The organism is Streptomyces sp. NPDC101152 (genome assembly GCF_044768275.1).
Classification (GTDB): domain Bacteria; phylum Actinomycetota; class Actinomycetes; order Streptomycetales; family Streptomycetaceae; genus Streptomyces.
Genome location: NZ_JBIWPO010000035.1, coordinates 37,714 through 60,586, shown reverse-complemented (window position 1 = coordinate 60,586; position 22,873 = coordinate 37,714). Strand labels below are relative to the sequence as shown.

Here is a 22,873-nt window from a genome sequence, read left to right as displayed (position 1 = left end):
GTCGGTCCGCGGCCGGGGCATCCGGCTCGGAATCCGGGTCAGCGTCCGCGCGGATCATGCGTGCCCGTCGGGCACGGGCTTTCCCCGGCCCCCCCGTCCGGCGCGCCGTGGCGCCTCGAGTCCCACTGGGCGGCCCGCCGGGCCGCCCGAGGAGAGTGTGTACGGGCCCTCGGCCGGACGGGGCCGACCGAGGGAGCTTCAGCCAGGCGGGTTCCGGGCCTCGCCGCACCGCTGTTCTCCACCCGTGGGTGGAGGCTGGGGCGGTTCGCGGATCCACCCGCTTTCCACCCTCGGTCCGATTTGCTGACCTGCGAATTTCCGTAGCGTCGAAGGCGTCGACAGCACTCGCCGACGACACTTCCTTCCCGCTCACGGAGGCTCAGATGTCCGGGCTCGTCAACGCGCTGATGATCGCGGCCGTGGTCGTCCTGGTGGTCGTCCGGCAGTTCCGGGCGCAGCAGATCGGCACCGGCAGGCGCTGGTGGCTCGTCCCCGCGATCCTCGCCGTCGTCGCGCTGCGCGAGCCCGGCATCCTGGACACCCACCACCACACTGAGTCGATCGTCCTGCTCGGCGTCGAACTGCTCATAGGCCTCGCCACGGGAGCCGGTTGGGCCTGGACCACCCGCGTGTGGGCCGAGCCGGACGGCGCGGTGTGGAGCAAGAGCACCAAGGCGAGCGTGACCGTCTGGATCATCGGCATAGCCCTGCGTGTCGGCCTCTTCGCGCTGGGTGCGGCGCTCGGGGTCCACCAGGACAACGCCGCTCTGCTCGTCGCACTCGCGGCCACTCTGCTGGTCCGTGGCGGGATCCTGGTCTGGCGGGCGCAGTCCGTCGCTCCGGAGACCGGTCCGGCCCCGGCGTACGGTGACCACGCCGTCCGCCCCGCGTGGAAGGAGCGTGTGTGACCCGGGACGGCTGGATGCGCTGGCCCTCACCCGAGGCGCTCGGACGGACAGGCATGTCGCGGCCTCGGCGGATGCTCGCGTGGACCGTGCGGCTCTTCGCACTCGGCATCCTGCTGTGGAGCGCGTTCAGCGACCGTCACATCCACGGCTGGGTGACGGTCGGCGGAGGCGTCGGTGTGATCGTGGCCGGAGTGCTCGCCTGGGCGCTGTACCGGACCACGCTCCAGCACAGGCTGTGGGCTTCGCTGGGCATCCTGCTCCTGCTGCTGGGCCTGGCCGTCGTGGCGCAGACCGAGGGCTTCAGGACACCGGCGCTCCTCCTGTGGTGCGGCTGCGCGGTCACCGCGCTGGAACGGCTGCCCCTGGCGGTCGCCCTGCCGACGGCGTCCGTGGCTCTCTCGTCCTACGCCGCGGTGACCAACGACGTGTGGCTGACCACGGCGGCCACGACGGCGGGTCTGGCCCTCGCGGGTTACGTCCTGAGGCTCGACGCCGAGGCTCGTGGCAACGCCCAGCGGCTGCTGGCCCAGGAGCGGGCCGCCCGGGCGGCCGAGGCGGAGTCGGCTGCGCTGGCGGAGCGGGCCAGGATCGCCCGGGAGATCCACGACGTCCTGGCGCACAGTCTCTCGGCGCAACTCGTCCACCTGGAGGCGGCCCGCCTGCTGATCGAGCGAGGGGCCGACCGGCAGCAGATCCTGGAGCGAGTGGTGGCGGCCCGGGGTATGGCCCGGGACGGTCTCGACGAGACGCGGCAGGCGCTCTCCGCGCTGCGCGGTGAAATGACCCCGCTGGAGGACTTCCTGGCACAGCTCACCGGGGCCACGGCCGGCGCCGAGGTCACCATTACGGGTGAGCGCAGACCGCTGCCCGCGGAGGCGTCCCAGGCGGTGCGCAGGGTCGCCCAGGAGGCTCTGACGAACGTCCGCAAGCACGCGCCGGGAGCCAAGGTGCGGGTACGGCTGGAGTACGCCGACCACCAAGTGACTCTGGACGTAAGGGATTCGGGTGGGCCACCGGGCGAGCTGGCCGGGGCGGGCGCCGGGTACGGTCTGCTCGGCATGCGCGAGCGCGCGGAGCTGCTGGGCGGCTCGCTGGACGCCGGGCCGGACGAGGAGGGGTTCGTGGTGACGCTGAAGGTGCCCGTATGACGGAAGGGGAGGAGACGAGGCCCGCGCGCGTGGTGGTCGCCGACGACCAGACCGTCGTCCGTGAGGGCATCGTCATGCTGTTGGGACTGCTGCCCGGAATCGAGGTGGTCGGTGCCGCGGGCGACGGTGAGGAGGCGGTCGAGCTGGTCGCCGAACTCGCCCCGGACGTGGTGCTGATGGACCTGCGCATGCCGCGCTGCGACGGCGTGGAGGCCACTCGCCGCATCCGCACACGGCATCCGGGGACACAGGTCGTGGTGCTGACCACCTTCGCCGACGACGAGTCGCTGTTCCCGGCACTGCGCGCGGGGGCACGTGGCTATCTCACCAAGGACGCGGGAGGGGACGAGATCGTACGGGCCGTGCAGAGTGTGCTGTCCGGGGACGCGGGGTTGTCGCCGAGCATCCAACGGCGGCTCCTGGAGCGCCTGTCGGAGCCCGAGTCGCGGCCGACGGCCCCGACCGAGCCGCCCGACGGGCTCACCGCCCGGGAGATCGAGGTGCTGGTGCTGATCTCCGAAGGGCTCAACAACACGGAGATCGGCCGCAAGCTGCACGTGTCGACGGCGACCGTGAAGACCCATGTCAACAACATCTTCACCAAGACGGGCCTCAAGGACCGTGCGCAGGCGGTGCGTTACGCCTACGCGAAGGGAATCGCCCGTCCACCAGCGGGTTGAGTCACCTGATGGGGTGAAGAGGGCGGGGAAGAGAAGTCGGGGATCTTCCCGTTCTGTCCATCCTTGGGCATGCAGTCAAGCAACAGTCGTCCTCGCGGAGGGGACGGTCGTGTCAACAGTTCCGCCGAGCACCGTGAGGGGAATGTGCCGCGACCGGCCGAGGGGCCCGGGCGCATGCGGTACGACGACCCGTGGTACGAAGCGCTCGCGTCCGGCTGGGGTGAGACGGAAGGCGCGGCCGGGCCGGCACCCGTCGGCGACCCCGCGCGCGGAGCCGGCGAGGAGCGGGCGATCGCTGCGGCCGAGGTCTATCTGGAGGTGCAGCGGAGCGCGGCGTTCCAGGAGGTGCGCAGCCGCTATCGGCGGTTCGTGGTGCCGGGTGTCGCTGTCTTTCTCGTCTGGTACGTCGGTTATGTCGTGACGGCCACCACCGCGCCCGGGCTGATGGCGCGGCCGGTCGCAGGCGCGGTGAACGTGGCGATGCTCGCGGGACTCGGACAGTTCCTGACGACTTTCCTCCTGGCCTGGGCCTACGCCCGGCATGCCCGGCTGCGCAGGGACCGTGCCGCGCTCGAACTGCGCTGGGACACGCAGGAGCTCACCCGCTCGGTCGGGGGTGGAGCGTCGTGACGGGGCATCACCAGACGCTGGCGTTCTTCCTGTTCAGCGCGTTCGTCGCCGTCACCTTGGCGATCACGACGTGGGTGAGTCGCAACCGGCGCGGCTCGGCGGAGGAGTTCTATGCCGGAGGGCGGCTCTTCTCCCCTCTGGAGAATGGTTTTGCCATCGCGGGCGACTACATGTCGGCCGCGTCCTTCCTCGGCGTCACCGGTCTCATCGCGCTGTACGGCTACGACGGGATGCTGTACGTGGTGGGCTTCCTCGTGGCCTGGCTGCTGGTGCTGTTCCTGGTCGCCGAACTGGTGCGCAACTGCGGGCGGTTCACGCTGGCCGACGTCGTCGCTGCGCGGATGCGGGAGCGGCCGGTGCGGATCGCCGCGGGAACTTCCTCGGTCACCGTGTCCGTTCTGTATCTGGTGGCGCAGATGGTGGGTGCGGGCAGTCTGGTCTCCCTGCTGCTCGGCGGGACCGGCGCGGCGGCACGGGCCTGGACCGTCATCGGCGTCGGCGCGCTGATGGTGATCTACGTCTCGTTGGGCGGGATGCGGGCCACCACCTGGATCCAGATCGTCAAGGCGGTCCTGCTGCTGGCCGGCACGGTCGTTCTGACCGTGCTCGTCCTGCTGCGGTTCCACGGCGACTTCGACCGTCTGCTGCTGACAGCGGCCGCGCGCAGCGGCCACGGCCGCGCGTTCCTGGCCCCGGGGCTGAAGTACGGGGGGGACTGGACGGCCCGCCTCGACTTCATCAGCCTGGGGCTCGCTCTGGTGCTGGGCACGGCAGGGCTGCCGCACATCCTTTCCCGCTTCTACACCGTGCCGACGGCCCGCGCCGCCAGGCGCTCGGTGCTGTGGTCGATCGGGCTGATCGGCGGCTTCTATCTGATGACGATCGTCCTCGGCTTCGCCGCGGCCGCGATGGTGGGGCCGGTGGCGGTACGCGAGTCGAACGCGGCTGGGAACACGGCGGTTCCGCTGCTGGCCCTGGACCTGGGAGGCGGAGCGGAGTCCACGGGTGGAACGGTTCTCTTCGCCGTTGTCGCAGCCGTCGCCTTCGCGACCATCCTCGCCGTGGTCGCGGGGATCACGCTCGCCTCCTCGGCCTCGGTCGCCCACGACGTGTATGCGTCCCTGCGGCGCAGCCGCGCCAGACCCCGCAGCGAAGTCACCGTCGCCCGCATCGCCTCGGTGGGCATCGGCGTGGTCGCGATCGCCCTCGGGCTGTTGGCCCGGGACCTCAACGTCGCCTTCCTGGTGGGCCTGGCCTTCGCGGTGGCGGCCTCCGCGAACCTCCCGGTGCTGCTCTACTCACTGTTCTGGAGTGGCTTCACCACCCGCGGTGCCGTGTGGTCCGTATACGGAGGGCTGGTCCCCGCACTGGGGCTCGTCGTGCTCTCGCCGGTGGTGTCGGGCAGCCCCGAATCCCTTTTCCCCGGCCTGGACTTCCAGTACTTCCCGCTGCAGAACCCCGGCATCATGTCGATCCCGCTCGGCTTCCTCGCGGGCTGGCTCGGCACGGTCACCTCGTCCGAGAGCCCCGACGAGGCCAAGCACGCGGAAACCGAGGTGCGGTCGTTGACCGGGGCAGGAGCGGTGTAGGGGGCGCCCCCCACACCGTCGTACCGCGGAGCGTGGCCCCGGGCTACGGCGCCACCCAGGCGTACCGGTGTTCCGGGCGTCCCGTGTCGCCGTACCTGAGGGAAAGGCGGAGGCGGCCGGCCTGTTCGAGGTGGCGGAGGTAGCGCTGGGCTGTGGAGCGGCTCAGGCCGGTCTCGGCGGCGACCTCGTGGGCGGAGAGCGGACGGTCGGCGTGGTGCAGGACACGGCAGATGAGGTCGGTCGTCGGCTCCGAATGGCCGCTGGGCAGGCCCGGTGACGCCGGTAGCGGGGTGGTGCGCAGCGCTGCGAAGATCCGGTCGACCTGTTCCTGGCCGGCGACGCCGCGGCCGCCGACCCGGTCGACCGTGCGGCGCAGCGCAGCGTAGGAGTCGAGTCGGGTGCGCAGGGCCGCGAAGGTGAACGGTTTCACCAGGTAGTGCAGCGCGCCGAGGCGCATCGCGGCCTGCACGGTCGTCACGTCACTGGCCGCGGTGATCATGATGACGTCCGTGCCGTGACCCTGCTCCCGCATGCGGTGGACGAGATCGAGGCCCGTCTGGTCGGGCAGGTAGTGGTCGAGCAGCACCAGGTCGACGCCTCCGCGCTGCACGGTGGCGAGCGCCTGCGCAGCACTGTGCGCGCGGGCGGCCACCCGGAAGCCGGGAACCTTCCCCACGTACTTGGCGTTGATCTCGGCGACGCGGAAATCGTCGTCCACGACCAGGACGTCAATCATCGGGCCTCTTTCTGTCAAGGCCTGGCGGGCGTTACGCCCGCGTTTCGGCTCCGCTGTTGTAGCGCGAGCAAAAAGAGCACAACAGGTTGTTGCGAGCAAAAGAACCGCATGCGCTCAGAAGACTGCTGCCGTGGCGCGGGCCACATCTACCGTCCCCGGCCATGAGCGCAGACACCAGCCCCGCCATCCAGCTGCGGGGCGCGAGCAAGATCTTCAAGACCCCGTCAGGGGGCCTGCACACGGCCGTCAGGGAACTGGACCTCACCGTCGGGCGTGGGGAGTTCGTGGCCGTCGTGGGCCCGACCGGCTGCGGCAAGTCGACTACGTTGACGCTGGTCAGCGGGTTGGAGGAGCCCACCGAGGGGGACGTCCTGGTCGCCGGGGACCCGGTTCGCGGAGTCGGCGACAAGGTCGGCTTCGTGTTCCAGCAGGACGCCACCTTCCCCTGGCGCACCGTGCTGTCCAACGTCATGGCGGGCCCGCGCTTTCGCGGCGTTCCCAAGCCGGAGGCCAGGCAGAGGTCCCGTGAGTGGCTGGCCCGGGTCGGGCTGGCGGCCTTCGAGGACCGCTATCCGCACCAGCTCTCCGGCGGCCAGCGCAAGCGGGTGGCGCTCGCCGCGACCTTCGTCAACGACCCCGAGATCCTGCTGATGGACGAGCCGTTCTCGGCGCTCGACGTGCAGACCCGGGCGCTGATGTCGGACGAACTGCTGGAGCTGTGGGAGGGCACGGGCGCCTCCGTCGTCTTCGTCACCCATGACCTCGAGGAGTCCATCGCGCTCGCGGACAGGGTCGTGGTGATGACCGCGGGACCCGCCACCGTGAAGCAGGTCTTCGACATCGATCTGCCGCGGCCCCGCAAGGTCGAGTCGGTGCGGCTGGAGCCGCGGTTCATCGAGATCTACCGCGAGATCTGGGAGTCCCTCGGCGAAGAGGTCCGCATCACCCGGGAGCGGGGTGCCGCGCATGTCGCCTGACGTCATGCCCGAGGCACAGGTCGCGCCCGCCGCGGCCGAGATCGGCAACAAGACGGACCGCGCCTCCTCACGCGCGCGTGCCGCCCGCAGACGAAAGATCGTCGTCACTGCAGCGCGTGTGGTCCTGCTGGTGGCCGTCCTCGGTCTGTGGGAGGCGCTCTCCCGGGCCAAGGCCATCGATCCGTTCAACTTCTCGATGCCCTCGAAGGTCTGGGACCAGATCTACACCTGGGTGACGCACGGGACCGCCATCGGCTCCCTGGGCGAACAGATCTGGTACACGCTGTACGAGGCCCTGCTCGGCTGGGTCTTCGGCGTGATCGCCGGTGTCGTGTTCGGCATCACGCTCGGGCGGATCACCTTTCTCGCCGATGTCCTTGGTCCATACATCAAGGTGCTCAACTCCATACCCAGGATCGTCCTTGCCCCGATCTTCGTGATCTGGTTCGGGCTGGGGCCCGCGTCCAAGGTGGCGTCGGCGGTCGTTCTGGTCTTCTTCCCGGTCTTCTTCAACGCCTTCCAGGGGGCCCGCGAGGTCGACCGCAACCTCGTCGCCAACGCCCGGATCCTCGGCGCCAGTGACCGCAGGGTGACGCTTCAGGTGGTCGTCCCGTCCGCCACCTCGTGGATCTTCACCAGCCTCCACGTCAGCTTCGGTTTCGCCCTCATCGGCGCCATCGTCGGCGAGTACATCGGCGCGACCAAGGGCGTAGGCCTGCTGATCGCACAATCGCAGGGGACCTTCAACACCGCGGGCGTGTACGCCGCGATGGTCATCCTCGCGGGCGTCGCACTCGCCGCCGAAGGCCTGCTGACCTTCGCCGAGCGCCGCATCTTCCGGTGGAAGCCGTCGAGTTCCGACAGCTGAACCCCCAATCCCCTTTCCCCGCACCGCCCTCTCACAAGGACGTGAACCGCCATGCGCAAGTCCGCCAGCTACTCGTCCCTGGCCGCAGCCGGCCTGCTCGCCCTCTCCTCCCTCACCGCCTGCGCCGACGACGCCGCGTCCACCACCGCCACCGGCTCCGGCGGCAAGGGTGACGGCAAGGGTACGAAAGTCAAGATCATGGTCGGCGGTCTCGACAAGGTCATCTACCTGCCGGCGATGCTCACCCAGCGGCTCGGCTACTTCGACGCCGAGGGACTCGACGTGGAGCTGCTGAGCGAACCGGCCGGCGTCCAGGCCGAGACCGCGCTCGTCTCCGGGCAGGTCCAGGGGGCCGTCGGCTTCTACGACCACACTCTCGACCTGCAGACCAAGGGCAAGTCCGTGGAGTCCGTGGTGCAGTTCGCGCAGGCACCCGGCGAGGTGGAGATCGTCTCCAACAAGGCGGCGGGCGACATCACCTCGCCGAAGGACTTCAAGGGCAAGAAGCTCGGCGTCACCGGCCTCGGCTCCTCCACCGACTTCCTGACCAAGTACCTCGCCGTCAAGAACGGCGTGAAGGTCAGCGAGTTCACGCCGGTCGCCGTCGGCGCGGGCCCGACCTTCATCTCGGCGCTCCAGCAGGGCTCCATCGACGGCGGCATGACGACCGACCCGACCGTCGCGACGATCCTGGACAAGAAGGCGGGCAAGGTCCTCCTGGACATGCGGACGCCGGATGGATCGAAGAAGGCGCTCGGCGGCCCCTACCCGTCGTCAAGCCTGTACATGCAGACGGACTGGGTCAACGGTCACAAGGACACGGTCCAGAAGTTGGCCAATGCACTCGTCAAGACGCTCAAGTGGATGTCCACACACAGTGCTTCCGAGATCGCCGCCAGGATGCCCGCCGACTACTCGCAGGGCAACAAGACGCTCTATACAGAGGCCATCAAGAGCACCCTGCCCATGTTCACCAAGGACGGTGTGATGCCCGCGGAGGGTCCCGCAACAGTTGAGAAGGTGCTCAAGGCGTTCAACCCCAACCTCAAGAACACCAAGGTGGACCTGAGCAAGACCTTCACCACCGAGTTCGTGGAGAAGGCCGCGGGCTGAATCCGTATGTAAGGGGGGCATGGCCACTTCCCCCGCCCCCACCCGGCTGTGCCCTCAGGCGCGGGTCGCCCACACGTAACGGTGTTCAGGGCGGCCCGCGTCGCCGTACTTCAGAGTGAGCCGGGCCCGTCCCGTGCGCTCCAGGAGCTTCAGATAGCGCTGGGCGGTCTGCCGGCTCACGCCGGTCCGGTCGGCGATCTCCTGGGCCGACAGCGGGCCTTCGGCGTTCATCAGGCAGCTGCGGACCAGTTCGGCGGTCGTGGGGGAGTGCCCCTTGGGCAGCCCCGGCTCCGCGGGCGCGGACAGGGCGCCGAAGATGCGGTCGACCTCGGCCTGTTCCGCCTCGCCGCCGCCGTCGAGCGTGCGGCGCAGCTCCGCGTAGGCCTCCAGCTTGGCGCGCAGCCCCGCGAAGGCGAACGGTTTCACCAGGTACTGCAGGGCACCGTGCCGCATGGCGGCCTGCACGGTCGTCACGTCCCGGGCCGCCGTCACCATGATCACATCGGTCTGGTGGCCGCGCCGGCGCATCTCCTGGACGACCGTCAGGCCTGTCTCGTCGGGCAGGTAGTGGTCCATGAGGACCAGGTCCAGCCGGGGCAGAGCCTCCAGCTGACGCAGCGCCTCGGCCGCGCTGTGCGCCTCGCCGGCGACGTGGAACCCCGGCACCTTCTCGACGTAGGCGGCGTTGACATGCGCGACCCTGGTGTCGTCGTCCACGACCAGGACCTCGATCATCGGGACTCCTCCTTGACGGGCGTGTCGGTGGGGAGACGCGACGGCGCCGGCTCGGCCAGCGCCTCAGGCAGCACGACGGTGAACTCCGCGCCGCCGCCGTTCGCCTGACGCACCGTGGCGCTGCCTCCCTGTCGCTCGGCCAGCTTGCGCACCAGGGAGAGGCCGATTCCGCGCCTGCGGTGGGCGGGCGGCTCCTTGGTGGACCACCCGTCCGTGAAGATCACCTCGTGCTGCTCCGCCGGAACCCCGGGTCCCGTGTCGCGCACCCGGAGGACCGCGGTACGGCCTTCGGTGCGCAGCTCGACCTCCACGCGCGCGTGGAGCGTGCCCGCCACCGCGTCGAGCGCGTTGTCGACCAGGTTGCCGACGATGGTGACCACCCCCCTGGCGTCGACCAACCGGTCCGGCAGCCATGTCCGGTCCGCCACCCACAGGGCGACGCCACGCTCGGCGGCGACCGTCGCCTTGCCGACCAGCAGCGCCGCCAGCAGGGGGTCCTGGATCTTCTCGGTGACCTGTTCAGCGGTGGCCCGATGGTCGCCGACCACCTCTCCGACGAACTCCACGGCGTCGTCGTACATCTCCAGTTCGAGCAGTCCCAGGACGGTGTGCATGCGGTTCGCGTGCTCGTGGTCCTGGGCCCGCAGGGCGTCGATCAGGCCGCGCGTCGAGTCGAGCTCCCGGCCCAACTGCTCCAGCTCGGTGCGGTCGCGCAAAGTGGCGACGGCGCCGCCGTCGTCGGTGGGCATGCGGTTGGCGACCAGCACCCGCTGGCCGCGGACGGTGAGCAGGTCGGTGCCGGTCACCCGGCCGGCCAGGATGTCGGCCGTACGTCCAGCGCCCAGCGCCTCGTCGGGGGAACATCCGACGGCGCTGTCGTCGATGCCCAGCAGGCGGTGCGCCTCGTCGTTGAGCAGCCGTACGCGGCCGTTGCGGTCCAGGGCGACGACGCCCTCCCTGATGCCGTGCAGCATCGCCTCGCGCTCCGCCAGCAGCGCCGAGATGTCCGAGAAGGCCAGGTCGCGCGTCTGCCGCTGGACCCGGCGCGAGATCAGCCAGGCGGCCAGGGCACCGACGGCCAGGGCACCCCCGGCGTAGGCGAGTAGCCCGGGGATCGCGCTGAAGAGCTCCGAGCGCACGCTGTCGTACTTGATCCCGACCGAGACCGCCCCGACGACCCTGCCCTTCGCGTCCCGCACCGGCACCTTGCCGCGGGCCGAGCGGCCGAGGGTGCCGCTGTCGATCTCCATGACCTGTTCGCCGGCGAGGGCGTCACCCGGGTAGGTCGAGACGGGCCCTGCGATCTGCCTGACGTCCGTGTGTGACCATCGCACCCCCCGCCAGTCCATGACCACGACGTACTCGGCGTCGGTGGCCTTGCGGATACGTTCCGCCTCCTGCTGGATGGGGCCGTCGACCGTCGGGGCGGTCCGTCGGAGGTCCTCGGCGAGCCGCGGTTGTTCCGCGGTGGTCTGCGCGATGGCGAGCGCGCGGTGCATCGCCTCCCTGTCGAGCTGTTTGCTGAGGGGCGCCAGGAACAACCCGGTCACGAGCACCGCGACCCCCGCGGCGATCGCCACCTGCATCAGCAGCACCTGCGAGAAAGCCCGCTTCGGCAGACCGAGACGTAGGCGGCGTGCGGGGGGAGTGGGGCTCATGCCCATGACCGTACGTGGACCTGCGGAAGGCGCCGTAGGGGAGGCGGGGGGATTTCTTGTGTGGGGTGGATCTCCTGTGTGGGGTGGATCTCTTGATCAATGAGGACGGGCACGATGCACCGTCAGCGCACGGCGAGGACCGCGCGTGGTGTTGATCGGCCGGATCAACACGCCAGGGCCGTCGTCGTCGCGAGCTCCCGGATCTCCACGACGTCCATGCGGGCGGGTGACCCCAGGACGGACGTGCCGCAGCTCTCCGGGCGGGGCGGTGCCGAGGCGCCCTGGACCACCACGACGTGCCAGCGCCGTCCGTCCGCGTGGGCGACGGTCACCTCCCAGCGAGGGGCGGCACCTTTGGTCCGCATGACGCTCAGGGCGTCCGCCCCGTACTCGCGCACCGCGGTCCGCACCGCCAGTTCGGCCGCCTGACCCGGTCGCTCCCAGGCGGAGTTCCCCCGGCAGCCCGCCACGACGATCCGTCCCTCCAGGACGCCGTGCAGGACCTCCTGGACGGCATGGGCCTCGGCGCGGCCGTAGGCGTAGCCGTAGGGCAGGACGAGCAGGGTCGGCGAGAAGCGATGACCACCCAGATGGGTGACCTCCCAGACGCCCTCCACCCCGGAGGCGGCGAGTGCGGCGGCCAGGGGGCGGCCGAGCAGGGCGCAGCAACGGTCGCGCTTGCCGTTGGTGCACACGAGCGCGAGCGGGGCGCCGGTGTGCGGCCGGGCCCCGAGCACCGAGTCGAAGGTGTGGTACCCACCCCTGCCCAGCGCGGCGAAGTCGAGGTCCAGCAGCTGACGCGGATCGTCGATCGTGGCCGAGTGCAGCCAGACGCTGCCCGGCACCGTGTGGGCGGCGTACACCTGCCGCGCGGTGGGTGTGCCGAAGTCGGCGTGGCGGCCTGGGCGGCGGATGAGCGCGATGCGTACACCCGTTCCCTTGGCGGCCGCCTCCAGGGCGCGGCCGAGCGCCGGATCGAGGTGGCTCGATGTGAGCGCCTTGGCGCCCCAAGGACCCGGCTGTTCCAGCAACAGCCAGGTCCGCGCGGTGGCCGCGGTTCCCGCGAGGGGCTCGTCGAGCTCCTGGGACGCGGTTGAGCACGTACTCACAGAGGTGAGCCTAACCTGACTTGGTCTGCGGCGGCTTCCGGCCGCCCTCGCTCGTGCTCCGGCCGGGGCGGACGCGGCCTACTCCGTCAGGGCCGGGGCCTCCTGTTCCGGCAGGGGCTGAGGCGGCTTCGGGCCCACGTAGTGGCCGCTCGGACGCATGCGCAACGGGCGTTCCCCGTACTCCTCCAGGGCGTGGGCGATCCAGCCCGCGGTACGGGCCACGGCGAAGACCGTCTCGCCCGCTGTCGCGGGCATCCCACAGGACGCGGTGAAGACGGCGAGCGCCAGGTCGACATTGGCGTGCAGCGGGGTGTGCCGGGCGGTGGTGGTCACGATGTCGCGGGCCGCGGCGAGGGCCGGGGCCGCCCGCGGGATGTCCTCCAGAAGGCCGAAGAGGACACGCGCGCGGGGGTCCTCGCCGGGGTAGAGCCGGTGGCCGAGGCCCGGGATACGGCGTCCGGCCCGCAGTTCGTCGGCGATGACGGGGGCCGCGTCGCCCTCGTCCAGCACGTCGAGCAGCAGCCGGTGCGCGAGTTTGCTGGCCGCCCCGTGCAACGGGCCCTCGAGCACCCCGAGACCGGCGGAGACCGCCGCGTACGCGTGCGCGCGGGCCGACGCGGCGACGCGTACCGCGAGCGTCGACGCGGCGAGGTCGTGGTCGACGAGCAGGGCGAGCGCGGTGTCCAGCACCCGCAGTGAGGCCTCGTCGGGGTCCCGTCGGGTCAGCCGCGTCCACAGCCGGTGGGCCAGCGGGCCCTCGTCCCGGTGCCGGAGCCGGGGTGGGAGGGCGGCGACGAGCGTCGGGATGAGGGTGCGCGCGGTGCCGAGCACGGCGTCCTCGGAGAGGTCGAAGCGCAGGGGGTCGGCCACCGCGGCGGCGATCGCCGCGACCCGCAACCGGTCGGTGGGACCGGTGTGTTCGGGCAGTGCGTCCACGGCCCGGCGGGCGGCGGCGACGGACGCCTCGGGCGCGGTGAAGGTGACGCCCGGGCGCAGTCGGCCGGTCCACAGCCACTCGGCGACCTCTTCGTAGGAGTGGCGTACGGCCAGTTCGGTGGCGTCGACGCCGCGGAAGTAGTACCGGTCCGGCTCGATGAGCGTGATGCGGGTGCGGACGGACAACTCGCCGGGGGAGGCGGAACCGCCGTCGCTGTCACGCCGGTTGCGCCGGGCGAGCGTCTCCACCTCCTTGGCGTCGAAGGTGCTGCCCCGGCCGCCGGGTACGCGTCGGCTGGTGAGCTGGCCGCGGCTCACATAGGCGTACACGGTCTCGGGCTTCACGCCCAGCAGTTCCGCGGCTTCCTTGGTGGTCAGCCGCCGCTCGGCGTGTCCGGGGGAGGGCTGTTGATCGCGCATGGGAGTCACCGTATCGGCATCAGGACGTAATGACTGATCGCTCGCTTAGATTGATTGAATCAATATTGACAGAGTTTGAGTCAATCATGGACAGTCAAATCAAGTCCAGGGAGGAATCATGTCCGTCAAGTCCGTCAACAGGCCGGTCGCGGCCACCGTCGACGTACCCAGGGGCCTCGCCGGCGTCGTCGTCACCGACACCGAGGTCGGGGACGTCCGGGGGCTCGAGGGCTTCTACCACTACCGTCAGTACTCGGCCGTCGAGCTGGCGCGGACCCGCGGCTTCGAGGACGTCTGGCAGCTCCTGATCGGCGGCGAACTGCCGGACGCGACGCGGAGCGCGGCCTTCGCGGCCGAGACCGCGGCTCTGCGGCGGCTGCCCGACGAGGTGCGCCAGGCACTGCCCGCCATCGCCGCAGCCGGCGGGCGCTCCGGCCCGCTGGCCGGGATGCGCACCGCACTGTCACTCCTCGGCGCAGCGCAGGGCTTCCGGCCGGTGTACGACATCGACGCGGAGGAGCGCCGGCGGGACACCCTGGTGGTGGCCGCGGCCGTACCGACCCTGCTGACGGCGCTGCACCGCTTGGGCCGGGGACTGGACCCGGTCGAGCCGCGGGACGACCTGTCGTACGCCGCCAACTACCTCTACATGCTGACGGGCACGGAGCCGGATCCGCGTCGGGCGCGGGCGATCGAGCGGTACTTGATATCAACCATTGATCACGGCTTCAACGCGTCAACCTTCACGGCGAGGGTCATCGCCTCGACGGGCGCGGATGTTGCCGGGTGTCTCGTGGGGGCGGTGGGGGCGCTCTCGGGCCCGCTGCACGGTGGCGCTCCCAGTCGTGCGCTGGACACCCTGGACGCGATCGGCACGCCCGACCGCATCGACCCCTGGATCCGCGAACGGGTCCTCGCGGGTGACCGCATCATGGGCTTCGGTCACGCCGTCTACCGCACGGAGGACCCCCGTTCCCGCATGCTGCGTGAGGTGGCCCAGAGCTTCGGCGGTCCGCGCGTGGCGTTCGCTGTGGAGGTCGAACGCCGAGTGGAGGCGATCCTGGCGGAGCTGAAACCCGGCCGTGAACTGCACACGAACGTCGAGTTCTACGCGGGTGTGGTCATGGAACTGTGCGGTCTGCCCCGCGAGATGTTCACTCCGACCTTCGCGGCGGCGCGGGTGGTGGGCTGGAGCGCGAACATCCTGGAACAGGCACAGGACCCCAAGATCATCAGGCCGGTCGCGAGGTACGTGGGGCCCCGGGCGCCGGTGGCGGTGCCGGAGGTGGCCTGAGACACACGTGCGGCCCGGTGCTTCTGGCGCCGGGCCTACAGGGAGTACTGAGCAGGAAGGGGGTCGTGCTGCTCGGAACGGCGGGCCCCGGTATCGCTCTTCGGTGGAGTGCGGTGGGGCGGTGCGACGGGAAACGGGTGGGGATGGGTCGTCGCCCGTGCCCTGTCGTCACGCGTCGGGAATGTCGGCCTTCGCGCGGATCAGGGTCTCTCGGCTCACGATGACGATCCGCTCGTGGTCGGCGCGCGCCGCGTCGGAGGGCAGCTCGCCGTCGAGCACCGCGGTGGCCTCGGTCCCGATGACGGCGAAGTTGCCGTCGCTGAGCTCGAAAATGTCGGGGCAGGTGTCGCCGGTCATGCTCCCGCGTTCCCTGGGAGAGGCACCAATGCGACGCACGATTCTCAAGGGGGTCCCCGTTCTCACGGTGTGGGTGTTGGGCGGGGGACAGGTTAGCCCCACCGCGGCCCCTCGTTGGCGCACCTCGTGTCCACAAGTTGAGACGCCCTACGCCGAACGGATCTGTCCTGCGAGCGTATCGCCTTGCCCCAACTGGTCTTAGTCGCTCGGAGGTTCACCCACCACCCACCACTCCTCCGTGTCGGCCTCGTCCAGATCGCGAATGAGGTTGTCCACCATCCGACCGATGCGTCCCTCCTCCGAGTCCTCCTTGAGGCTGGACCGGTGCTGCCAGGTGGACTCCCAGTACCTGCGAAACAGGGCACTCCTGCAGAGCACCCGAAGGTGGCCGTGCAACTCCTCCAGCGTCACCACGCCGATGCGGTAGCCGAACAGGGCATTGGAGTAGAGGGCGTTCGCGAACAGATGCTGCCTCAGATGGGTCGGGGACTCGGCCTCGAAAGTGCTCAGTACGGCCGCAAGCTCCGGATCGTCGATGGCTCGTTCCAGGAGGCGGAGCTGCAGCCGCTGGTAGTCCACCAGGTCGGCGCGGTGACTCTCGGCGCGCAGGGTGCGTTCCGTCCTGCCTCGTCGCGCGGCCAGTGCGGTGAGGACTCCCGCGGTGAAGGCGACTCCCGCCAGCACGGCGGAGTCGAGCCCTCGGGACCCAGAGTTCTGTGTGGCCATGTCAACCCCCGAATCAGGCGGCCGTCCGCCGGTCGTCGGGGTGCGGGTCGACTGGAGGGGACCGGCGAGCGATGGGCGGCGCTTGCCGTCTCCCAGGGTGCCGATCGGCTCTGATCGGCGGGGGAGGCGGAGAGGAGGCGCACGGAGGGATGCGAGGGTCGCACACAGCGGCGCCTTGCCCAACGTCTGCCCCGCAAGTGCTGCTAACAATCGTTCACTTCGCGGTGATTCTTCCGGCTCGTATCCTGGTTCGGCATTCAAACCCCGTACGTGCGCCGGCAGCACGATCCGGCGCACGGCAGCGCGAAAGAGGTCGCACGTTGAGTCAGCCGAGCCACGGCCTTCGGCAGATCCCGGTCGTCGTACTCGCCGGATTCCTCGGCTCCGGCAAGACCACGCTGCTCAATCACCTCCTCCATCGCAGCGGTGGCAGCCGTATCGCCGCCATCGTCAACGACTTCGGTGCCATCGAGATCGACGCCATGGCGGTCGCAGGCGCACTCGGGGACTCCACGGTGTCGCTCGGCAACGGCTGTCTGTGCTGCGCCGTCGACGTGTCCGAGCTCGACGGCTACCTCGCCCGGCTCGCCGCGCCCTCGACCGGCACCGACGTCATCGTCATCGAGGCCAGCGGCCTCGCCGAGCCGCAGGAACTGGTGCGCATGGTGCTCGCCAGCGAGCATCCGGGGATCGTGTACGGCGGTCTCGTCGAGGTCGTCGACGCCGCCGAGTTCGACCGGACCCGCCTTCAGCACCCCTCGGTCGACCGGCATCTCGCCCTCGCCGATCTCGTCGTCGTCAACAAGCTCGACCGCGCCGACGACGCCGAGCGGGTCCTCGGGCTCGTGCGGTCGCTCGTCGACCGCGCCGCCGTCGTACCGGCGACCTACAGCCGCGTCGACCCCGAGTTCCTCTTCGACTGCCGGCCGAGCGAGGAGCGCGTCGGACAGCTCTCCTTCGACGACCTGCACGAGCACGGCGAGCACGAGCACGCCGAGCATCTGCACGCCGCCTACGACACCCTCTCCTTCAGCTCCGAAACGCCCATGGACCCGCGCCGGCTGATGCGGTTCCTCGACAGCCGGCCCGAGGGGCTGTACCGGATCAAGGGGTACGTCGACTTCGGAGCGCACGACGCCCGCAACCGTTACGCCGTCCACGCCGTGGGGCGCTTCCTGCGGTTCTATCCGGGGCCGTGGCCGTCGGGCGAGACCCGCCGCACCCAGCTCGTCCTCATCGGCTCCGGCATCGACACGGCCGCCCTCGGCAAGGAACTGGAAGGGTGCCTCAGCGCCCCCCCGCACACCGCCGACGAGCACAGCATGTGGGGCGTCCTGCGTTACGTGCGGGACCCGGACGCCGACCCCGCCCAGTCACCGGCCTAGACCGGCCCCGCCACCACCGCCACCGTCTTCGGCAGGGACACGCCCGAGCCGTCGCGGCGCGGGTCGATCTCCGGGAGGTCGGCCGGGGTGCCGTTCTTCTGGGCCGCCTTGGCCGGGACCGGGCCCGCCCAGGCCAGGGACAGGCAGTCCTCGCCCTTCAGGAACCGCTGGCAGCGGACACCGCCGGTGGCGCGGCCCTTGCGCGGGTACTGGTCGAACGGGGTCAGCTTCGCCGTCGTCTGGACCGAGTCGTCGAGCGTGCCCCGGGAGCCCGCGACCGTGAAGACCACCGCGTCCGTCGCCGGGTCGACCGCCGTGAAGGAGATGACCTTCGCGCCCTCGGTCAGCTTGATGCCGGCCATACCGCCCGCCGGACGGCCCTGCGGGCGTACCTGCGAGGCCTGGTAGCGGAGCAGTTGGGCGTCGTCCGTGATGAAGACCAGGTCCTCCTCGCCGGTGCGCAGCTCCACCGCGCCGACGATCCGGTCGCCTTCCTTGAGCGTGATGACCTCCAACTCGTCCTTGTTGGACGGATAGTCGGGGACCACACGCTTGACGACGCCCTGTTCGGTGCCGAGGGCGAGACCGGGGGAGGACTCGTCCAGCGTGGTCAGGCAGACCACCGTCTCCTCGTCCTCCAGGGAGAGGAACTCCGACAGGGGCGCCCCGCCCGAGAGGTTCGGCGCCGACGCCGTCTCCGGGAGCTGCGGGAGGTCGACGACGTTGATCCGCAGCAGACGGCCCGAGGACGTCACGGCGCCGACCTCGCCGCGCGCGGTCGCCGGCACGGCCGAGACGATCACGTCGTGCTTCACGCGCCGGGCGTCGGCGTCCTCCAGGAACGGCTCGCCGTTCGCCGTACGCGCCAGCAGGCCCGTCGAGGACAGCAGCACCCGGCACGGGTCGTCCGCGACCTGCAGCGGTACGGCGGCGGCCGCGCCGGCCGACTCCAGCAGGACCGTACGCCGCTCGGTGCCGAACTTCTTGGCCACCGCGGCCAGTTCGGCGGAGACCAGCTTGCGCAGCTCGGCGTCCGAGTCGAGGATCCGGGTCAGCTCCGCGATCTCCGCGTTGAGCCTCTCCTTCTCCGACTCCAGCTCGATGCGGTCGTACCGGGTCAGGCGGCGCAGCGGGGTGTCCAGGATGTACTGGGTCTGGATCTCCGACAGGGAGAAGCGCTCCATCAGGCGCTCCTTCGCCTGCGCGCTGTTGTCACTGGCGCGGATCAGACGGATGACCTCGTCGATGTCGACGAGCGCCGTCAGCAGACCCTCCACCAGGTGCAGGCGGTCGCGCCGCTTGCCGCGGCGGAACTCGCTGCGGCGGCGCACGACCTCGAAGCGGTGGTCGAGGTAGACCTCCAGCAGCTCCTTGAGGCCGAGGGTGAGCGGCTGGCCGTCCACCAGTGCGACGTTGTTGATGCCGAAGGACTCCTCCATCGGCGTCAGCTTGTACAGCTGCTCCAGGACGGCCTCCGGCACGAAGCCGTTCTTGATCTCGATGACCAGGCGCAGGCCGTGCTGGCGGTCGGTGAGGTCCTTGACGTCGGCGATGCCCTGGATCTTCTTCGAGCCGACCAGGTCCTTGATCTTGGCGATCACCTTCTCCGGGCCGACCGTGAAGGGAAGTTCGGTGACCACCAGGCCCTTGCGGCGGGCGGTGACGGTCTCGATCTCGACCGTGGCGCGCATCTTGAAGGTGCCGCGGCCGCTCTCGTAGGCGTCCCGGATGCCGGCGAGGCCCACGATCCGGCCGCCGGTGGGCAGGTCGGGGCCCGGGACGTGCCGCATCAGGGTGTCCAGATCGGCGTTCGGGTAGCGGATCAGGTGGCGGGCGGCGGCGATGACCTCGGCGAGGTTGTGCGGCGGCATGTTCGTCGCCATGCCGACCGCGATCCCCGACGAGCCGTTCACCAGCAGGTTCGGGAAGGCGGCCGGCAGGGCGACCGGCTCCTGCTCCTGGCCGTCGTAGTTGGGGGCGAAGTCGACCGTGTCCTCGTCGATCGACTCGGTCATCAGGCTGGTCGCCTCGGCCTGACGGCATTCGGTGTACCGCATGGCGGCCGGCGGGTCGTCGTTGCCCAGCGAGCCGAAGTTGCCGTGGCCGTCGACCAGCGGCACCCGCATCGAGAAGGGCTGGGCCATGCGCACCAGAGCGTCGTAGATCGACGCGTCGCCGTGCGGGTGCAGCTTGCCCATGACCTCGCCGACCACGCGCGCGCACTTCACATAGCCGCGGTCGGGGCGCAGGCCCATCTCGTTCATCTGGTAGACGATGCGGCGGTGCACCGGCTTGAGGCCGTCCCGGGCGTCCGGCAGGGCTCGGGAGTAGATGACCGAGTACGCGTACTCGAGGAAGGAGCCCTGCATCTCGTCGACGACGTCGATGTCGAGGATCCGCTCCTCGAACGAGTCGTCGGGCGGCGGGGTCTTCGTGCTGCGGCGGGCCATCGCTGCCGGCTCCTTGCTGAAGCGTTTGACGGTAACTGACGCGGACCATTGTGGACCGCGGCACTGACAACGCGGGCCAGGACCCTCGGTCGGCGGTCCGGCCCGGCGCGCGGGTCACCCTCACCGCGGCTGCCCGCAGGCTACGCGATCCGCTGTGGGCGTACCTCCCCCGGGAACTTCGCCGCGGGTCCGCACGCTTGCATACAGTGGCAGGACCGGCAGCAAAACCGCGGTTCCCATCACCGCGACCGCGATCGAAGGGACGTACATGCCCATGGGTCACACGGCCACAGACCAGGCAGGCACCGGGGGCCTGACAGCGACCGAGCACCGCCTGGCCAACGGCCTGCGCGTGGTGCTCTCCGAGGACCACCTGACCCCGGTCGCGGCGGTGTGCCTCTGGTACGACGTCGGCTCCCGGCACGAGGTCAAGGGGCGTACCGGCCTGGCTCACCTTTTCGAGCACCTGATGTTCCAGGGCTCGGGACAGGTCAAGGGCAACGGCCACTTCGAGCTGGTGCAGGGCGCGGGCGGTTCGCTCAACGGCACGACCAGCTTCGAGCGCACCAACTACTTCGAGACCATGCCCGCCCACCAGCTGGAGCTCGCGCTGTGGCTGGAGGCGGACCGGATGGGCTCGCTGCTCGCCGCCCTGGACGAGGAGTCCATGGAGAACCAGCGGGACGTGGTCAAGAACGAGCGCCGGCAGCGCTACGACAACGTTCCCTACGGCACCGCGTTCGAGAAGCTGACCGCCCTCGCCTACCCGGAGGGCCACCCCTACCACCACACCCCGATCGGCTCGATGGCCGACCTGGACGCGGCGACCCTCGAGGACGCGCGCGCGTTCTTCCGTACCTACTACGCACCCAACAACGCCGTCCTGTCGGTCGTCGGCGACATCGACCCCGAGCAGACGCTCGCCTGGATCGACAAGTACTTCGGCTCCATCGCCTCGCACGACGGCAAGCCCGAGCCCCGCGACGGCTCGCTGCCCGAGGTCATCGGCGAGCAGCTGCGCGAGGTCGTCGAGGAGGAGGTCCCGGCGCGCGCCCTGATGGCCGCCTACCGGCTCCCGCACGACGGCACACGCGCGTGCGACGCCGCCGACGTGGCGCTGACCGTCCTCGGCGGCGGTGAGTCCTCCCGCCTGTACAACCGGCTGGTACGCCGGGACCAGACGGCCGTCGCGGCCGGCTTCGGCCTGCTGCGGCTGGCCGGGGCGCCCTCCCTGGGCTGGCTGGACGTGAAGACGTCCGGGGACGCCGAGGTGCGGGTCATCGAGGAAGCCATCGACGAGGAACTCGCCCGGTTCGCCGACCAGGGCCCGACGGCGGAGGAGATGGAGCGCGCGCAGGCGCAGTTGGAGCGCGAGTGGCTGGACCGGCTCGGCACGGTCGCGGGCCGCGCCGACGAACTGTGCCGGTTCGCCGTCCTGTTCGGCGACCCGCAGCTCGCCCTCACCGCCGTCGAGCGCGTCCTGTCGGTGACCCCGGAGGAGGTCCGGGAGGTCGCCGGGGCCCGCCTGCGGCCCGACAACCGCGCGGTGCTCGTCTACGAGCCGATCGCAGGAGAACCCGCCGAGGACGCCGATCCCCCCGAAGACCCCGAGGCCGAGGCCACGGTCGAAGCCGGCGACGACAACGAGGAGGCGGCCAAGTGACCGAGCTCGCCACGATGGACTTCCACCCGCAGCCCCAGGCCGGCGAGGCCAGGCCCTGGGCGTTCCCGGCGCCCACGCGCGGGGAGCTCGGCAACGGCCTGACCGTGCTGCGCTGCCACCGGCCCGGCCAGCAGGTCGTCGCCGTCGAGGTGCTCCTGGACGCGCCCCTGGAGGCCGAGCCGGCCGCCGTGGAAGGTGTCGCCACGATCATGGCGCGCGCCTTCTCCGAGGGCACCGACAAGCACTCCGCCGAGGAGTTCGCCGCCGAACTGGAGCGCTGCGGCGCCACCCTCGACACGCACGCCGACCACCCGGGCGTGCGCCTGAGCCTCGAGGTCCCGGCCTCGCGGCTGGTCAAGGCGCTCGGTCTGCTGGCCGACGCCCTCAGGGCGCCCGCCTTCGCCGACAGCGAGGTCGAGCGGCTGGTCCGCAACCGTCTCGACGAGATCCCGCACGAGCTGGCCAACCCCTCCCGCCGTGCCGCCAAGGAACTCTCCAAGGAGCTGTTCCCGGCGACCTCGCGCATGTCGCGCCCGCGCCAGGGCACCGAGGAGACCGTCGAGAAGATCGACGCGGCCGCCGTCCGCGCCTTCTACGACCGCCACGTCCGGCCCGCGACGGCCACCGCCGTGGTCGTCGGCGACCTCACCGGCATCGACCTGGACGCCCTCCTGGGCGAGACCCTGGGCGCCTGGACGGGCTCCCGGGCCGAACCCCGCCCGGTGCCCCCCGTCGCCGCGGACGACACCGGGCGCGTGATCATCGTGGACCGTCCCGGCGCGGTGCAGACGCAGCTGCTCATCGGCCGCGTCGGCCCCGACCGGCACGACCGCGTGTGGCCCGCGCAGGTGCTCGGCACGTACTGCCTCGGCGGCACCCTCACCTCGCGCCTGGACCGCGTCCTGCGCGAGGAGAAGGGCTACACCTACGGTGTGCGCGCGTTCGGCCAGGTCCTGCGCTCCGCCCCGGACGGGACCGGCGCCGCCATGCTCGCCATCAGCGGCTCCGTCGACACCCCGAACACCGGACCGGCGCTCGACGACCTCTGGAAGGTGCTGCGCACCCTCGCGGAGGGGGGCCTGACCGACGCCGAGCGCGATGTCGCCGTCCAGAACCTCGTCGGGGTGGCGCCGCTGCGGTACGAGACCGCGGCGGCCGTGGCGAGCACGCTGGCCGACCAGGTCGAGCAGCACCTGCCGGACGACTACCAGGCGACGCTGTACCAGCAGCTCGCCGCGACGGGCACCGTGGAGGCCACCGCGGCCGTCGTGAGCGCCTTCCCGGTGGACCGCCTGGTGACCGTCCTCGTCGGTGACGCGGCCGAGATCAAGGAGGCCGTCGAGGCCCTGAACATCGGTGAAGTGACCGTCGTCTCCGCCGAGTAGCGGCACGCGTGCGTGGCGGGGCCCTGGTGACGGAAGCGTCACCAGGGCCCTCGTATGTCCGAATTGAAGGAAATTTGAAGGAGAGTGGGCTGTTTGCCCTGTGGGA

The 22,873-nt window shown here is 70.8% G+C and carries 20 protein-coding genes; 12 read left to right on the top strand and 8 right to left on the bottom strand.

The features are described from left to right. Positions 1–383: 383 nt before the first annotated feature. The 5 genes from ACIRVK_RS32725 (at position 384) to ACIRVK_RS32705 (ending at position 4,955) form a co-directional block, all read left to right on the top strand. Complete coding sequence (locus tag ACIRVK_RS32725) at positions 384–908, top strand: DUF1453 domain-containing protein (protein WP_404253521.1); 525 nt, start codon at positions 384–386, stop codon at positions 906–908. Then, the gene (locus ACIRVK_RS32720) at positions 905–2,056 is read left to right on the top strand and encodes a sensor histidine kinase (protein WP_404253519.1); all 1,152 of its coding nucleotides are present in this window, start codon (positions 905–907) and stop codon (positions 2,054–2,056) included. Before ACIRVK_RS32725 ends, ACIRVK_RS32720 begins: the two co-directional genes overlap by 4 nt. After that, positions 2,053–2,736 carry a response regulator gene (locus ACIRVK_RS32715; protein WP_404253517.1) on the top strand — a complete coding sequence of 228 codons (684 nt, stop codon included), beginning with the start codon at positions 2,053–2,055 and terminating at the stop codon, positions 2,734–2,736. The genes ACIRVK_RS32720 and ACIRVK_RS32715 overlap by 4 nt, the downstream gene beginning before the upstream one ends. 69 nt (positions 2,737–2,805) lie before the next feature. Beyond that, positions 2,806–3,366 (top strand): DUF485 domain-containing protein, encoded by a 561-nt coding sequence (locus ACIRVK_RS32710; RefSeq protein ID WP_404253515.1) that lies wholly within the window; start codon positions 2,806–2,808, stop codon positions 3,364–3,366. Further along, complete coding sequence (locus tag ACIRVK_RS32705; RefSeq protein ID WP_404253513.1) at positions 3,363–4,955, top strand: cation acetate symporter; 1,593 nt, start codon at positions 3,363–3,365, stop codon at positions 4,953–4,955. Before ACIRVK_RS32710 ends, ACIRVK_RS32705 begins: the two co-directional genes overlap by 4 nt. Positions 4,956–4,998: 43 nt before the next feature. Here the strand turns inward: ACIRVK_RS32705 and ACIRVK_RS32700 are convergent, their stop codons facing one another. Further along, positions 4,999–5,691 carry a response regulator gene (locus tag ACIRVK_RS32700; protein WP_404253511.1) on the bottom strand — a complete coding sequence of 231 codons (693 nt, stop codon included), beginning with the start codon at positions 5,689–5,691 and terminating at the stop codon, positions 4,999–5,001. A 161-nt stretch (positions 5,692–5,852) separates the two neighbouring features. On the opposite strand from ACIRVK_RS32700, the gene ACIRVK_RS32695 reads away from it, so the two are divergent. From ACIRVK_RS32695 to ACIRVK_RS32685, 3 genes are read left to right on the top strand one after another with little or no spacing between them, the layout of a single operon-like run. Further along, positions 5,853–6,668 carry an ABC transporter ATP-binding protein gene (locus tag ACIRVK_RS32695; protein ID WP_404253509.1) on the top strand — a complete coding sequence of 272 codons (816 nt, stop codon included), beginning with the start codon at positions 5,853–5,855 and terminating at the stop codon, positions 6,666–6,668. Further along, on the top strand, positions 6,658–7,536 hold the full coding sequence (locus tag ACIRVK_RS32690; protein ID WP_404253507.1) for an ABC transporter permease: 879 nt from the start codon (positions 6,658–6,660) through the stop codon (positions 7,534–7,536). The genes ACIRVK_RS32695 and ACIRVK_RS32690 overlap by 11 nt, the downstream gene beginning before the upstream one ends. A 51-nt stretch (positions 7,537–7,587) precedes the next feature. Continuing rightward, a complete protein-coding gene (locus ACIRVK_RS32685; protein ID WP_404253505.1) occupies positions 7,588–8,649 on the top strand; it encodes an ABC transporter substrate-binding protein in 1,062 nt (353 codons plus the stop codon). A gap of 54 nt (positions 8,650–8,703) precedes the next feature. Here ACIRVK_RS32685 and ACIRVK_RS32680 read toward each other — a convergent pair whose 3' ends face one another. The 4 genes from ACIRVK_RS32680 to ACIRVK_RS32665 form a co-directional block, all read right to left on the bottom strand. Next, on the bottom strand, positions 8,704–9,384 hold the full coding sequence (locus tag ACIRVK_RS32680) for a response regulator (protein WP_404253503.1): 681 nt from the start codon (positions 9,382–9,384) through the stop codon (positions 8,704–8,706). Beyond that, on the bottom strand, positions 9,381–11,042 hold the full coding sequence (locus tag ACIRVK_RS32675) for an ATP-binding protein (protein WP_404253501.1): 1,662 nt from the start codon (positions 11,040–11,042) through the stop codon (positions 9,381–9,383). Before ACIRVK_RS32675 ends, ACIRVK_RS32680 begins: the two co-directional genes overlap by 4 nt. A gap of 164 nt (positions 11,043–11,206) precedes the next feature. Further along, positions 11,207–12,151 (bottom strand): sucrase ferredoxin, encoded by a 945-nt coding sequence (locus ACIRVK_RS32670; protein ID WP_404253499.1) that lies wholly within the window; start codon positions 12,149–12,151, stop codon positions 11,207–11,209. 78 nt (positions 12,152–12,229) lie between these two features. Further along, positions 12,230–13,507 (bottom strand): citrate synthase, encoded by a 1,278-nt coding sequence (locus tag ACIRVK_RS32665; protein WP_404253497.1) that lies wholly within the window; start codon positions 13,505–13,507, stop codon positions 12,230–12,232. Between the two features lie 118 nt (positions 13,508–13,625). Here ACIRVK_RS32665 and ACIRVK_RS32660 point away from each other — a divergent pair, with 118 nt between their 5' ends. Next, on the top strand, positions 13,626–14,801 hold the full coding sequence (locus ACIRVK_RS32660; protein ID WP_404253495.1) for a citrate synthase/methylcitrate synthase: 1,176 nt from the start codon (positions 13,626–13,628) through the stop codon (positions 14,799–14,801). Between the two features lie 168 nt (positions 14,802–14,969). Here ACIRVK_RS32660 and ACIRVK_RS32655 read toward each other — a convergent pair whose 3' ends face one another. Together ACIRVK_RS32655 and ACIRVK_RS32650 are read right to left on the bottom strand one after the other, a co-directional pair. Beyond that, a complete protein-coding gene (locus tag ACIRVK_RS32655; RefSeq protein ID WP_404253493.1) occupies positions 14,970–15,206 on the bottom strand; it encodes a hypothetical protein in 237 nt (78 codons plus the stop codon). A gap of 150 nt (positions 15,207–15,356) precedes the next feature. Further along, positions 15,357–15,884: a DUF6082 family protein gene (locus ACIRVK_RS32650; protein ID WP_404253492.1), complete on the bottom strand. Its 528-nt coding sequence runs from the start codon at positions 15,882–15,884 to the stop codon at positions 15,357–15,359. Positions 15,885–16,204: 320 nt separating this feature from the next. Between ACIRVK_RS32650 and ACIRVK_RS32645 the strand changes: the two genes are divergently transcribed. Further along, positions 16,205–17,269 (top strand): CobW family GTP-binding protein, encoded by a 1,065-nt coding sequence (locus ACIRVK_RS32645; RefSeq protein WP_404253490.1) that lies wholly within the window; start codon positions 16,205–16,207, stop codon positions 17,267–17,269. On the opposite strand, the gene ACIRVK_RS32640 is transcribed toward ACIRVK_RS32645, so the two are convergent. After that, positions 17,266–19,719 carry a DNA topoisomerase (ATP-hydrolyzing) subunit A gene (locus tag ACIRVK_RS32640; protein ID WP_404253488.1) on the bottom strand — a complete coding sequence of 818 codons (2,454 nt, stop codon included), beginning with the start codon at positions 19,717–19,719 and terminating at the stop codon, positions 17,266–17,268. The two genes, ACIRVK_RS32645 and ACIRVK_RS32640, sit on opposite strands and share 4 nt — an antisense overlap. Before the next feature lie 268 nt (positions 19,720–19,987). Between ACIRVK_RS32640 and ACIRVK_RS32635 the strand changes: the two genes are divergently transcribed. Both ACIRVK_RS32635 and ACIRVK_RS32630 read left to right on the top strand, forming a co-directional pair. Next, positions 19,988–21,382 carry a M16 family metallopeptidase gene (locus ACIRVK_RS32635; RefSeq protein WP_404253486.1) on the top strand — a complete coding sequence of 465 codons (1,395 nt, stop codon included), beginning with the start codon at positions 19,988–19,990 and terminating at the stop codon, positions 21,380–21,382. Beyond that, a complete protein-coding gene (locus tag ACIRVK_RS32630; protein WP_404253484.1) occupies positions 21,379–22,767 on the top strand; it encodes a M16 family metallopeptidase in 1,389 nt (462 codons plus the stop codon). The genes ACIRVK_RS32635 and ACIRVK_RS32630 overlap by 4 nt, the downstream gene beginning before the upstream one ends. Positions 22,768–22,873: the final 106 nt, after the last annotated feature.